The following is a 12,790-nucleotide window of genomic DNA, read 5'->3' as shown; positions in this document are numbered from 1 at the left end:
CGCGATGAAAGCCATCCTCTGCTCGCAATATTGCCAGCCCGACGATCTCGTGCTCGCCGATGTGCCGGATCCGGTGGCTGGCCCCGGCGAAGCCGTGATCGCGATCAAGGCGGCGGCGCTGAATTTCTTCGACATCCTGATGATCCAGGGCAAGTACCAGATCAAGCCGCCATTCCCGTTCTCGCCGGCTGCGGAAGTCGCGGGCGTGATCGAGAGCATCGGCGCCGGTGTCACCGACCTCAAGGTCGGTGACCGCGTGGTGGCATCCTGCGGCCACAACGGCGCACGCGAGAAGATCGCGCTGCCGGCGGCCTCGATCGTGAAGATCCCCGACAATCTCGACTACGACCGCGCGGCCGGCATCATCATCATCTACGGCACCGCACTGCATGCGCTGGAAGATCGCGCCAGTCCGAAGCCCGGCGAGACGCTCGCGGTGCTCGGGGCCGCCGGCGGCACCGGCCTTGCCGCCTGCGAGCTCGGCAAGCTGATGGGCCTGAAGGTGATCGCCTGCGCCTCGTCCGACGAGAAGCTTGAATTCGCCAAGGCGCACGGCGCCGAGCTGACGCTGAACTACGCCAAGGAAGATTTGAAGGAAGGTCTGCGCAAGCTCACCGGCGGCAAGGGCGTCGACATCATCTTCGATCCCGTGGGTGGTGCGTATGCCGAGCAGGCGCTGCGCTCGATTGCCTGGGAAGGCCGCTTCCTCGTCATCGGCTTTGCCGCCGGCGACATTCCGAAGATGCCGCTGAACCTCGCGCTGTTGAAGGGCTGCGATATCCGCGGCGTGTTCTGGGGCGCCTGGACCCGGCAGAATCCGGAGAAGAACCGGGCCAATCTCGAGAAGCTCGTGAAGTGGACCGCGGAAGGAAAGATCTCATCGCATGTCGACCGCACCTTCCCGCTCGCGCAGACGGCGGATGCGCTGAAGGTGCTGGCGGGGCGCCAAGCGATGGGCAAGGTGATCCTGCATCCGTGATCGCGATGTCATCGCGACGCCGCTTCATACACAGCTGTCATCGCCCGGCTTGATGACCGGGCGATCCAGTACTCCGAGACAGTTGTGGTTGAATCGATGGCCGCGGCGTACTGGATTCCCCGTCTACGCGGGGAATGACAGCGAGCGCGGAGCTGGCAGTGTGCCTGCCGCTGCATCATAAGTCCCCCTCAACCACAGTTAGTAAAATAGAGGTGCATTCCGCAACCTCGCCCCAATCTAACCCAAATATTTCCCGATTCGCCCCAATCGTCGTCGTCTTTTGGACTGATTCAAACGGCGATTTACCGGTTCCAGTTTGCGGGGCGCTCCTGGACAAGAACAAGAAGACTGAAGCCGGGACTGCCCCTGCGTTGCGTCAGTAGGGAGCATCACACCATGGAGACGACGGCCTATCGACCGTCGAAGGAGTCGCTCGCGCTCGACTCCGATCGATCTGCATCACATCCGCCCATCGCATCCTATATCCGCGCACGTGCCAGGCGCGCCGAGCTTGCGCAGGACGATCCCATCCCACTGTTTCTGTCCGACCCGCTCGGCGCACCGGACCCGCAGGAATATGCGCCGCTGCGCCCCAGAGCTAGGATCGCGCCTCTTCTTGTCGCTGCCGGACTTGCGATATCCGCCGCCGCGATCGCGGCGGTGGTGTTTCAGTCCGACCTGCGTGGCCTTCTCGCCGACTATGCCGGCGCAGTTCCCGGGCAGGCAATGGCTACCGCCAGCCCGCCAGTCGTAAACCAAGTCTCGAGCAAGGATCCCGGCCGCGTGACCGACACGATGCTGGCGAGCGCCGACAAGCAGGACCTCCCGGCACCGCCAGTGCCGAGCCGCGAAGCGATTGCGACCGCCTATCAGACTGCGCTGCAGGCCCAATCCCAAAGCCAAGTCCAGAACCAAGTCCAAATGCAGACCGATGCGCCGGCACCTGTCGCGGCGCAGCCTGCGCCGCCCGAGCCCGCCAGGACCCTCGAGGCCGACACGCTTGCGGCACTGACGACGCGCGCCAAACGTCTGATCGGCGTCGGCGACATCGCCGCGGCGCGCCTGCTGCTCGAACGGGCGGCCAATGCGCAAGACGCGACGGCCGCGCTGCTGCTGGCACAGACCTACGATCCGGCAGTGCTCGGCACCAACGACGCACGAAGCGTCATTGCCGACGCGGCAGCCGCCCGTGACTGGTATCAGCGCGCCGCCAGCCTCGGATCGGCGGAGGCGCGCCAGCGCCTCGCCCAGCTCTCGAACTAGATCACTTCAGGGGACATCATGCGTAATGCTTTGAAAATGGCGCTTGCCGCCATCACGACCATCTGTGCCTTTGCGGCGCACGCCGAGCAGACCGAGTACGATCCGGCCAAGGTCTCCGACGGCCTGAAGGCCATCTTCCAGTTCGGCTCGACCTCGACCAAGCAGGCGCTGAACGCCAACACGGTCACGCTGATCACCGGCACGATCGGCGGCACCTATGTGCAGTTCGGCGCCGACCTCGCCTCGGTGCTCGACGACGGCAACAAGATCCGCGTGCTGCCGATCGTCGGCCGCGGCTCGGTGCAGAGCGTTGCCGACATCCTGTTCCTGCAGGGCGTCGATCTCGGAATCGTGCGCGCCGACACCCTCGACTATCTCGAGCGCAAGGGCTTTGCCAAGGACATCAAGCGGCAGTTCACCTATGTGACGAAGCTCTACAACGAAGAGATGCAGGTGATCGCGCCGAAATCCGTGGCAACGCTCAAAGACCTCGAAGGCAAGACCGTCAGCGTCGACCTGCCGAACGGCGGCACCTTCGTCAGCGCGCTCACCGTTTTCGAGCGGCTCGGGATCAAGGCGAAATTCGTCTATGTCGAGCAGCGCATCGCGATGGAGAAGCTGAAGGCCGGCGAGATCGACGCCGTCATCGTGGTCGGCGGCAAGCCGTACAAATCGGTCTCGACCTTCGGCAATGATGGCCGCTTCCATCTCGCGAAGGTGGACTATGCGACCCCGCTGCAGAGCGACTATCTGCCGGCAACCCTGACCGCGAAGGACTATCCGAACCTGATCAAGGAGGGCGAGAGCGTCGACACGATCGCCGTGCCTGCAGTGCTCGCGGCTTATAATTGGGCACCCAACACCGAGCGCTATCGCAAGCTCGCGCTGTTCGTGGACGCGTTCTTCACGAAATTCCCCGCGCTGCAGAACCCGCCCTTCCATCCCAAGTGGAAGGAGGTCTCGCTCGCGGCGCCGCTATCCGGCTGGAACAGATTGCCGGTGGCGCAGCACTGGCTCGACAAGCACGGCGTCGAGCCGGTGACGCGGCAGCGCTTCGAGGCGTTCCTGAAGCAGAGCCCGACCGCTGCAAACGTGTCCGACGCGGACAAGGAGACGCTGTTCAGGCAATTCCAGGCGTGGGACGCGGAGAAGGCGCGGGTGGAGAAGAAGTAGCTGTTGCCGTTGCGACCAACGATGTCGCGAGCGACATCCACACACTCGCTGTCATCGCCCGGTCTTGAACCGGGCGATCCAGTATTCCGTGACGGCAACGACTGAATCGAGAGGCCGCGGCGTACTGCATTCCCCGCCTTAGCGGGGAATGACAGCAGCAGGTGTCGCCACGACTTGCCGTCAACAACGGCTAGTCCGTCGCCTCCTCCTCCACCCCGCGCTTCAGCGCGGCGCGGGCGGCCTCGCGGTGCTCGGTCGTGATGTGGCCGGCAACCATGCGGATGGCGGTGGCGAGCACGGCGGCGTCATCGGCGAAGCCGAGGACCGGCATCACGTCCGCGACGAAGTCGAACGGCAGGATGAAATAGGCGATCGCACCCAGCAGCGAGGCTTGAACGTGGCGCGGCGTCTGCCGGTCGAACGCGCAGTAATAGGCGGCAAGCAAATCTTCCGCGAACGGCAGCTGCGCGGCGACGCGCTTCAGCTTGCGCCAGAAGCGGCGGCGCACGCTCTCGCGATCTTCCGCGAGCCGATCGGCCGGCTCGAAGCCGACGCTGTGCTCGGCAGCCATGCTCAAATGCTCCCCGTTCTGCCGGAGGTGGCGGATCGCCCGATCCCGGCGATCACAAGATGGGGATGCGGCCGGTCCCTGCAAGGCGTCAGCTTGGTGTCAGCCGGCGATGGCGTTCATCGCCTTGGCCAGGGCGATGTCGAGCGCGGTGACGCCGCCGGCGTCGTGGGTCGACAGCACCACCTCCACCGTCTTGTAGACGTTGCGCCATTCGGGGTGGTGATCCAGCTTCTCGGCTGCCAGCGCGGCCCGGGTCATGAAGCCGAACGCCTCGTTGAAATCCTTGAAGACAAAGGTTTTCCCGATGGCGTCGCGGCCTTGGACTTCAGTCCAGCCCGGTAATCCGCCCAGCGCCTGCTTGCGCGTCTCCGCCGAGAGCCGTTCTGCCATGGTCGTCTCCGTCCTTTAGGGGAACTTTACTCTAACACCGCGCCGGCGCACGGGTTCATAGCGGATTTCCTGCATCCGCTAACCATGACGGAGATGTAACCCCGCCGGACAAGAAATTTGCTACACTTGCGGGCGTAAACCGCCGGCCAAGATGAAACTGAGCCTGAAGAGCCTGTTTGGGAGATCGATGACCGGGGGATTGGACCTGGCCGAAACGCCCCCTCCGCCTTCGCCGCGATCCGCGGCGCGGAAGACGGCACTCGTGTCTCTGGCATTCGTGCTGGCGATCATCGGCGCACTCGTCGGCGGATATTACTTCGCGATGCGCCCCGTGACGCTCAAGATCGCGGTCGGGCCCGCGAACAGCGACGACGTCAAGGTCGTGCAGACGCTGACGCAGGCCTTCACGCAGAGCAGGGGCCAGGTGCGGCTACGCCCGATCCAGACCGACGGCGCCACGGCCAGCGCCAATGCGCTCGCGGAAGGAAAGGTCGATCTCGCCATCCTGCGCGGCGACCTCGACGTGCCGAAGAACGCACAGGCGGTCGCGACCCTGCGCAAGAACGTCGTGGTGCTTTGGTCCGTTCCGGGCAAAGGCAAGAAGCGAGGCCCGAAAATCACCAAGATCGCGCAGCTCGCTGGCCATCGCGTCGGCGTGGTCGGCCGCACCCAGGCCAATGTCAACCTGCTCAAGGTGATCCTCCAGCAATACGGTGTCGATCCCGCCAAGGTCGAGATCGTGCAATTTCCTGCGAACGAGGTTGCCGAGGCGATCAAGGCGCAGAAGGCCGACGTCTATCTCGCGGCCGGCCCCGTCAACAGCAAGATCACGGCGGATGCGATCTCCGCCTCCATCAAGGATTTCGGTGCGCCCACCTTCCTCGCGATCGATTCGGCGGACGCGATCGCACAAAACCATCCGGTCTACGAAGCGTCCGAGATTCCTGCCGGCACCTATGGCGGCTCGCCCGCCCGCCCGGAGGACGAGGTCAAGACCATCAGCTTTTCGCACCACATCGTGGCGCGCAAGGCTGTGTCCGAAACCACCATTGCGGCGTTCACGCGCCAGCTCTTCGCCGTGCGTCAGCAACTGGTGACGGAATTCCCGCTCGCGGCGAAGATCGAAACGCCCGATACCGACAAGGATGCCGTGATCCCGGTGCATCCGGGTGCGGCTGCCTTCGTCGACGGCGAGGAAAAGACCTTCCTCGACAAATACAGCGATTACATCTGGTGGGGCCTGATGGCGCTTTCCGCCATGGGCTCGATCGGCGCCTGGTTTGCCGGCTATCTGAAGAAGGACGAGCGCAACAGCAACAATCATCAGCGCGAACGACTCCTCGACATGATCTCGGCGGCGCGCAAGTGCGAGACGACCGAAGAGCTCGACCAGATGCAGACCGAGGCTGACGACATCCTGCGCGACACGCTGCGCTGCTACGATCACGGCGCGATCGAGGAAGGGGCGCTCACCGCCTTCAACATCGCGCTCGACCAGTTCCACGCCGCGGTCGCCGACCGCAAGGCAGTGCTGATGAGCCTGCCGCAGAACCTGCAACGCGCGAGCGCGCAATTCCGCGCCGCCGGCAACGCGTAAAGGCTTGCGCGCGTTATCGCTGCGTCACATTGTCTCAATATAGCGTCTGACTTCACCGGCTGCCGCCTGGCGGCCGTCGCACGCGATATCGGGGCCGTCCCATGAACATCAAATTCTCCCGCCGCCGTTTCCTCGCCACCAGCGCCGGTGCACTCGGCACGATCGCGATGCCGTATCTCTCGCGCGCAGCCGACCGGCCGGCCGTCACGCACGGCGTGCAATCGGGCGACGTCACCGTCGACAGCGGCGTGGTGTGGGCGCGTACCGACCGGCCCGCACAGATGCTGGTCGAGGTGGCAACGACCGAATCCTTCAAGGATGCCCGTGCGCTGCCGCCGATCGCGGCGCTGCCCGAGAGCGACTTCACCGCGAAGATGCTGGTTGAACGTCTTCCGGCCGGCCAGGACATTTTCTACCGCATCCGCTTCCGCGATCTCTCGCACAGCGCGGTCGAGGGCGAGCCGGTGGTCGGCCGCTTCCGCACCGCGCCGGCCGACCGCCGCGACGTCAGCTTCGTCTGGGGCGGCGACGTCGCAGGCCAGGGCTGGGGCATCAACCCCGAGGACGGCGGCATGTTCACCTTCTCGGCGATGCGCAAGCACCGGCCGGATTTCTTCCTGCATTCCGGCGACACCATCTATGCCGATGGTCCTATCCAATCCGAGGTGAAGCTCGCCGATGGCAAGATCTGGAAGAACGTCACGATTCCGGAGAAGGCCAAGGTCGCCGAGACGCTGGACGAGTTTCGCGCCGCGCACAAATACAACCTCACCGACGACAATCTCCGTGCCTTCAATGCCGAGGTGCCGATCTTCGTGCAGTGGGACGACCACGAAGTCACCAACAACTGGTCGCTGTCGAAAGACTTGCCGGCCGCCTACAAGGTGCGCGACATCTCGCTGCTCGCGGCCCGCGCGGGTCGCGCCTTCCACGAGATGTACCCGATGCGCGAGAGCATCATCGAGCCCGGCCGCGTCTATCGCCAGATCTCCTATGGCCCGCATCTCGACGTGTTCGTGCTCGACGAGCGCAGCTATCGCGGCCCGAACGGCGCCAATCTCGAAACCGACTATGGCCCGGCGAGCTATTTCCTCGGCCCCGACCAGATCGCCTGGCTCAAGCGCGGTCTTCTGAATTCGCGCGCGACATGGAAGGTGATCGCGTCAGACATGCCGATCAGCCTTGTCGTCTCGGACACGCCGAAGGGCGGCTCCGAAGCCGTTGCGCAGGGCGACGGCCCGGTGCGTGGCCGCGAGTTCGAGATCGCCGACATCCTGCGCTTCATCAAGATGGCGCCGGTCAACAACACGGTGTGGCTGACGGCGGACGTGCATTACGCTGCAGCGCATTATTACGATCCGAACAAGGCGCAATTCCAGGAGTTCGAGCCGTTCTGGGAATTCGTCTCGGGCCCACTACATGCCGGCACTTTCGGTCCGAACGCGCTCGACAACACCTTTGGACCCGAGGTCCGCTTCGTCAAGGCGCCGGGCAAGGACAGTCAGAACCTGCCGCCGTCAGCCGGCATGCAGTTTTTCGGCCACGTCAAGATCGACGGCGCCTCCGGCCAGATGACGGTGACCTTGCGCGACCGCGCCGACGTCGCACTGTGGTCGACCACGCTGGATCCGAAGCAGAGCTGATCGCTAATTGGCGGCGCGCGCCTGGAGGGCCGCTTCCAGCGCGTCGCTCGAACACGGCTTCTGCAGCCGCGGCCGGCCTGCCAATTCCGGTGGAATGCGCGCCTCGGCCCCGTAGCCGGTGACGAAAACGAACGGAACCTTCAGCGCGATCAGCCGCTCGGCGATCACAAAGCTCGTCTCGCGGATCAGCTCGACGTCGAGCAGCGCGAAATCCGGCGTACGCTTCGCGATGGCGTCCAGTGCCTGTGTCACCGAACCGACGGTCCGCACACCGGTCACACCGAATCCGAGCAGACGGTCCTCGAAGTCGAGCGCGATGATCGGGTCGTCCTCGACGATCAGAACATCGGCCGGCCAGCCTGAGCCATTGGACGGTGCGGGTGCCATGATCACATCTTGGTTGGAGTTATCGATCAGGACTGCCGCGACACGATGCCTGCGCCCAGCGCATCAGAGGGTTCCCGGAACGAAACTCACCACATCATCGTTCTTTAGTCTGTCCACTTGTACACACAGGAGTGGATGGGACTCGGTAAGTGGGAGGAAGGAGGGGAGTTCAAAATGGATACGCGTGTCGGCAAGGTTACCGAGGTCGAGAGCCGGCCGGCCAACAATCTGCTGCGGCGTTTGAACCAGGCAGACTACGCACTCCTTGCACCGCACGTGACCGTCGAAGACTCCGCAGCAGGCCAATTGCTTTACAATCCCGGCGATGACGTACAGGTCGTCCACTTCCCCTGCGGACCGTCACTCGCGACTTTCCTTGTCCCCAACGAGGATGGCCGCGACGTCGAAACCATTCTGGTCGGCCGCGAAGGCGCGGTGGGCGGCATCGTCAGCGAGGGATTTCTACCGGCCTATACCCGGATCTGCGTGAAATTCGGAGGGCCGTTTGCGCGCATTCACGTGGCCAAGCTCGAAGCAGCCAAGCTGCGCTCGTCGTCCCTGCGCAACATTTTTGTTCGCTACGCCGACTGCATGCTGGCCCAGATCTTCCAGTCCACCGCCTGCAACGCGATCCACTCGATCGAGCAGCGCACCGCCAAATGGATTCTGGCCGCGATGGAGCGGACCGGCAACGACACCAGCGTGCCGCTCACGCATGAACAGCTCGCGACCCTGCTCGGGGTTGGCCGCAGCTATGCCAGCCGCGTGCTCCAGTCGTTCAGAGCCGAAGGCGTGCTCGACACGCGGCGCGGTTCGATCCTGGTTCGCAACCGCGACGGCCTGCGCCAGCGCGCCTGCCTGTGCAATGACGCCGTGAAGGCGCATTTCGAGGAGGTGCTGAGCGGGGTGTATCCGACCGAGGTGCGGAAGGCGGTGTAGAGGCGGCTCGGCTGCTATCGCGGGCCTCGACGACTTCACCTGCGGCACGCCCCGCCCATCCCGGAACCCAGCCCTAAGCTCCGGAAATTCCCGGACAAAATTCAGTCAACCAACGGCCAAAGAACACATTGTTTTTTGGCCGTTTTTGCATATATTGCGCCGCAACGCGTAGGGCGCCCGGTCTGATATGGCCGGGCTTCCTTTTTGGGCGCAAAGCGCCCTGTTTCCAGTCTTCCAGCGTTGTTTCGAGAAGAGGTCCCGGTCCGACCGGCGAGATCGCGCTTAACCCATTGTTCGACCGCAAAGAAGCTCACTCATGAACCTTCGTAACGTCGCCATCATCGCCCACGTCGACCACGGCAAGACCACCCTGGTCGACCGCCTCCTGCAGCAATCCGGCACGTTCCGTGAGAACCAGAAAGTGACCGAGCGCGCCATGGACTCCAACGACCTGGAGCGTGAGCGCGGCATCACCATCCTGGCCAAGGCAGCCTCGGTGCAGTGGAAGGACACCCGCGTCAACATCGTCGACACCCCCGGCCACGCCGATTTCGGCGGCGAGGTCGAGCGCATCCTCAACATGGTGGACGGCGCCCTGGTGCTGGTGGACGCCGCCGAGGGCCCGCTGCCGCAGACCAAATTCGTGGTCTCCAAGGCGCTGAAGGTCGGCCTCAAGCCGATCGTCGTCATCAACAAGGTCGATCGCCCCGACGCGCGGCCGACCGAAGTGATCAACGAGGTGTTCGATCTGTTCGCCGCGCTCGATGCCAGCGAGGAGCAGCTCGATTTCCCGATCCTCTACGGGTCGGCCAAGCAAGGCTGGATGGCCGAGAGTCCCGAGGGTCCGAAGGACAAAGGCATGGAGCCGCTGTTCGACCTGATCCTGCGCCACGTCGCGCCGCCGAAGGTCGAAGAGGGTCCGTTCCGGATGATCGGCACCATCCTCGAAGCCAACCCCTATCTCGGCCGCATCATCACCGGCCGCATCTCCTCCGGCACGCTGAAACCGAACCAGCAGGTCAAGGTGCTCAACGCCGAGGGCAAGCTGGTCGAGTCCGGCCGCATCACCAAGATCCTTGCGTTCCGCGGCCTCGAACGCACACCGCTCGATGAGGCAGAAGCCGGCGACATCGTCGCCATCGCGGGCCTCACCAAGGGCACCGTTGCCGACACTTTCTGTGATCCGACTGTCGAGGTGCCGCTGCCGGCGCAGCCGATCGATCCGCCGACCGTGTCGATGTCGTTCATCGTCAACAACTCCCCGCTCGCCGGCACCGAAGGCGACAAGGTGACGAGCCGCATGATCCGCGACCGTCTGTTGCGTGAAGCCGAGGGCAATGTCGCGCTGCGCGTCGTCGAATCCGCCGACAAGGACGCGATGGAAGTGTCGGGCCGCGGCGAACTCCAGCTCGCGATCCTGATCGAGACCATGCGCCGCGAAGGCTTCGAGCTCTCGGTGTCGCGCCCGCGCGTCGTGTTCCAGAAGGACGAGGCCACCGGCGCCACCATGGAGCCGATCGAGGAGGTCGTGATCGACGTTGACGAGGAGCATTCCGGCGTCGTCGTGCAGAAGATGAGCGAGCGCAAGGCCGAGCTGATCGAGATGAAGCCGTCCGGCGGCAACCGCCAGCGCCTGGTGTTCTACGCCCCGACCCGCGGCCTGATCGGCTACCAGGGCGAGTTGCTGACCGACACCCGTGGCACCGCGATCATGAACCGCCTGTTCCACGGCTATGCGCCGTACAAGGGCGAGATCCAGGGTCGCCGCAACGGCGTGCTGATCTCCAACGACCAGGGCGAGGCCGTGGCCTATGCCATGTTCAAGCTGGAAGACCGCGGCCCGATGATGATCGAGCCGGGCTGGAAGGTCTATCGCGGCATGATCGTCGGCGAGCACACCCGCGACAACGATCTCGAGATCAACGTGCTCAAGGGCAAGCAGCTCACCAACATCCGCACGACCTCGAAGGACGAAGCCGTGCGCCTGACCCCGCCGATCCGCATGACCCTGGAAAAGGCGCTCGCCTATATCGAGGACGACGAGCTCGTCGAGGTCACCCCGAAGTCGATCCGCCTGCGCAAGAAGCACCTCGACCCGAACGAGCGCAAGCGCGCGGAAAAGGCCAAGGAAGCGGTGGCGTAAGGCTCCCACTCTCGTTCACTGTCATTCCCCGCGAAGGCGGGGAATCCAGTACGCCGCGGCATCTCGGCTCTATAACGATCGTCTCTGGAATACTGGATCACCCGCCTGCGCGGGTGATGACAGCTGTGCGCGTTGCGGCTTCAGCGCGTATCAGAGACGTGCTAAAGCATGATCCGGAAAAGTGCGAAGCGGTTTTCCGGAAAGATCATGCGTAAACAACAAGCTAAAGCGCGATGACGATTCATCCAAATCTCATCGCGCTTTAGAGCCCGGCCATGACCTCCCTCCCCTCCTCCGTCGACGTCGCGATCATCGGCGCCGGTGCCGCAGGTCTCGGCGCGGCGCATGCGCTGGCGGGCTCCGGCCTCTCAGTCATCGTGCTGGAGGCGCGTAACAGGCTCGGCGGCCGGGCCTGGACCGTGCAGGCCTCGCCTGAGGTGACGTTCGACGTCGGCTGCGGCTGGCTGCATTCGGCGGACAAGAACTCCTTCGTGCCGATCGCACGGCAACTCGGTTTCGAGGTCAACAAGGATCTGCCGCCCTGGCGCGAGCGCGCCTATGGCAATGCCTTTCCGCAAAGCGAGCGCGACGATTTCATGCGTGCGATGGACGCGTTTTATGAGCGTCTGTGGGAAGCGGCGCAGAAGGGCCAGGACGAGCCTGCGAGCGTGAGCCTTGAGCCAGGCAATCGCTGGAATCCGATGATCGACGCGATCTCGACCTATATCAACGGCTGCGAGCTGAAGGACATGTCCACGCTGGACTGGGACGCTTATGAGGACACGAACGTCAATTGGCGCGTCCGCCGCGGCTATGGCGCGCTGGTTGCAGCCTATGGCGCTTCCTGCCCAGTGGAGCTGAACTGTAACGTCACATTGATCGACCATTCCGACAAGCGCATCCGCATCGAGACATCGCGGGGCACGCTGACGGCGGACAAGGTGATCGTCACCGTGCCAACGGATCTGATCGCCCTTGAGGTGATCCGCTTCTCGCCGCCGCTCCCCGCCAAGGTCGACGCCGCCTCCGGCCTGCCGCTCGGCGTCGACGACAAGGTGACGCTGGCGCTCGAGGACGCCGAGGCCTTTCCGAAGGAGGGCAACTTACGCGGCGCCACCATGCGCACCGAGATGGGCACCTATCACATCCGCCCGTTTGGCCAGCCCTGCATCGAAGGCTTCTTCGGCGGCAGCTTTGCCCGCGAGCTGGAAGCCGCCGGCGACGGCGCCATTGCCGCGCACAGCATCGATGAGATCGCGGGTTTTCTCGGCAATGATGTCAGGCACAAGCTGAAGCCGCTCTGCGAGTCGCGCTGGGCGCGCGATCCTTTTGCGCGGGGGTCCTACTCGCATGCGCTTCCCGGGCATGCCGGCGACCGTGCCGTGCTGGCCGCGCCGGTAGCTGGCCGCCTGTTCTTCGCGGGCGAGGCAACGTCGCCGACCTTTTTCACGACGGCGCATGGGGCGCGGGATAGTGGGGAGCGAGCGGCGAAGGAAGTGCTCGCGGCTTTGGGCAAGCCGTAGCCACGCCCTCCGTCATTGCGAGCGCAGCGAAGCAACCCAGACTGCCGCCACGGAGAGATTCTGGATTGCTCACATGGGGATTTGGTGTGTCAAGGCGGTTTGTTCAGCTCTTTGTTCGATTGCAGGCCAGCTCTTCGTCCCGACCGTGGAGCACGTAGGATGGCGCGCGCAGATCGAGTCAA

The 12,790-nt window shown here is 64.3% G+C and carries 11 protein-coding genes; 8 read left to right on the top strand and 3 right to left on the bottom strand.

The window, feature by feature from the left end:
* The first annotated feature begins 4 nt into the window (after positions 1–4).
* The 3 genes from EAV90_RS26070 (at position 5) to EAV90_RS26060 (ending at position 3,415) form a co-directional block, all read left to right on the top strand.
* On the top strand, positions 5–979 hold the full coding sequence (locus EAV90_RS26070; protein ID WP_122400343.1) for an NADPH:quinone oxidoreductase family protein: 975 nt from the start codon (positions 5–7) through the stop codon (positions 977–979).
* Between the two features lie 396 nt (positions 980–1,375).
* Positions 1,376–2,242: a hypothetical protein gene (locus EAV90_RS26065; RefSeq protein ID WP_129145048.1), complete on the top strand. Its 867-nt coding sequence runs from the start codon at positions 1,376–1,378 to the stop codon at positions 2,240–2,242.
* An 18-nt stretch (positions 2,243–2,260) separates the two neighbouring features.
* Positions 2,261–3,415 (top strand): TAXI family TRAP transporter solute-binding subunit, encoded by a 1,155-nt coding sequence (locus EAV90_RS26060; protein ID WP_122400341.1) that lies wholly within the window; start codon positions 2,261–2,263, stop codon positions 3,413–3,415.
* A 190-nt stretch (positions 3,416–3,605) separates the two neighbouring features.
* Here EAV90_RS26060 and EAV90_RS26050 read toward each other — a convergent pair whose 3' ends face one another.
* Positions 3,606–3,986 (bottom strand): YkvA family protein, encoded by a 381-nt coding sequence (locus tag EAV90_RS26050; protein ID WP_129145047.1) that lies wholly within the window; start codon positions 3,984–3,986, stop codon positions 3,606–3,608.
* Positions 3,987–4,085: 99 nt separating this feature from the next.
* Positions 4,086–4,376 (bottom strand): 4a-hydroxytetrahydrobiopterin dehydratase, encoded by a 291-nt coding sequence (locus tag EAV90_RS26045; RefSeq protein WP_122400339.1) that lies wholly within the window; start codon positions 4,374–4,376, stop codon positions 4,086–4,088.
* 151 nt (positions 4,377–4,527) lie between these two features.
* Between EAV90_RS26045 and EAV90_RS26040 the strand changes: the two genes are divergently transcribed.
* Positions 4,528–5,973: a TAXI family TRAP transporter solute-binding subunit gene (locus EAV90_RS26040; RefSeq protein WP_129145046.1), complete on the top strand. Its 1,446-nt coding sequence runs from the start codon at positions 4,528–4,530 to the stop codon at positions 5,971–5,973.
* 101 nt (positions 5,974–6,074) lie between these two features.
* Positions 6,075–7,616, top strand: coding sequence for an alkaline phosphatase D family protein (locus EAV90_RS26035; protein ID WP_129145045.1), 1,542 nt, complete (start codon positions 6,075–6,077; stop codon positions 7,614–7,616).
* A gap of 3 nt (positions 7,617–7,619) precedes the next feature.
* Here EAV90_RS26035 and EAV90_RS26030 read toward each other — a convergent pair whose 3' ends face one another.
* On the bottom strand, positions 7,620–8,003 hold the full coding sequence (locus EAV90_RS26030; protein ID WP_122400336.1) for a response regulator: 384 nt from the start codon (positions 8,001–8,003) through the stop codon (positions 7,620–7,622).
* Between the two features lie 174 nt (positions 8,004–8,177).
* Here EAV90_RS26030 and EAV90_RS26025 point away from each other — a divergent pair, with 174 nt between their 5' ends.
* The 3 genes from EAV90_RS26025 (at position 8,178) to EAV90_RS26015 (ending at position 12,608) form a co-directional block, all read left to right on the top strand.
* A complete protein-coding gene (locus EAV90_RS26025; RefSeq protein ID WP_122400335.1) occupies positions 8,178–8,942 on the top strand; it encodes a Crp/Fnr family transcriptional regulator in 765 nt (254 codons plus the stop codon).
* Positions 8,943–9,258: 316 nt separating this feature from the next.
* A complete protein-coding gene (typA, locus tag EAV90_RS26020) occupies positions 9,259–11,085 on the top strand; it encodes a translational GTPase TypA (protein ID WP_129145044.1) in 1,827 nt (608 codons plus the stop codon).
* 275 nt (positions 11,086–11,360) lie between these two features.
* Complete coding sequence (locus EAV90_RS26015; protein WP_129145043.1) at positions 11,361–12,608, top strand: flavin monoamine oxidase family protein; 1,248 nt, start codon at positions 11,361–11,363, stop codon at positions 12,606–12,608.
* Positions 12,609–12,790: the final 182 nt, after the last annotated feature.

Source organism: Bradyrhizobium vignae (genome assembly GCF_004114425.1).
Taxonomy (GTDB): Bacteria; Pseudomonadota; Alphaproteobacteria; order Rhizobiales; family Xanthobacteraceae; genus Bradyrhizobium; species Bradyrhizobium vignae.
Note: the sequence above shows the minus strand (reverse complement) of the source record. Positions and strands in the feature narration are given on the sequence as shown.

Excerpts from the sequence above, each read along its gene's own strand:
- EAV90_RS26030 (WP_122400336.1), bottom strand. The coding sequence starts at position 8,003 with ATGGCACCCGCACCGTCCAATGGCTCAGGCTGGCCGGCCGATGTTCTG.
- EAV90_RS26065 (WP_129145048.1), top strand. The coding sequence starts at position 1,376 with ATGGAGACGACGGCCTATCGACCGTCGAAGGAGTCGCTCGCGCTCGAC.
- EAV90_RS26015 (WP_129145043.1), top strand. The coding sequence starts at position 11,361 with ATGACCTCCCTCCCCTCCTCCGTCGACGTCGCGATCATCGGCGCCGGT.
- EAV90_RS26050 (WP_129145047.1), bottom strand. The coding sequence starts at position 3,986 with ATGGCTGCCGAGCACAGCGTCGGCTTCGAGCCGGCCGATCGGCTCGCG.
- EAV90_RS26025 (WP_122400335.1), top strand. The coding sequence starts at position 8,178 with ATGGATACGCGTGTCGGCAAGGTTACCGAGGTCGAGAGCCGGCCGGCC.
- EAV90_RS26045 (WP_122400339.1), bottom strand. The coding sequence starts at position 4,376 with ATGGCAGAACGGCTCTCGGCGGAGACGCGCAAGCAGGCGCTGGGCGGA.
- EAV90_RS26040 (WP_129145046.1), top strand. The coding sequence starts at position 4,528 with ATGAAACTGAGCCTGAAGAGCCTGTTTGGGAGATCGATGACCGGGGGA.
- EAV90_RS26070 (WP_122400343.1), top strand. The coding sequence starts at position 5 with ATGAAAGCCATCCTCTGCTCGCAATATTGCCAGCCCGACGATCTCGTG.
- typA (WP_129145044.1), top strand. The coding sequence starts at position 9,259 with ATGAACCTTCGTAACGTCGCCATCATCGCCCACGTCGACCACGGCAAG.
- EAV90_RS26035 (WP_129145045.1), top strand. The coding sequence starts at position 6,075 with ATGAACATCAAATTCTCCCGCCGCCGTTTCCTCGCCACCAGCGCCGGT.
- EAV90_RS26060 (WP_122400341.1), top strand. The coding sequence starts at position 2,261 with ATGCGTAATGCTTTGAAAATGGCGCTTGCCGCCATCACGACCATCTGT.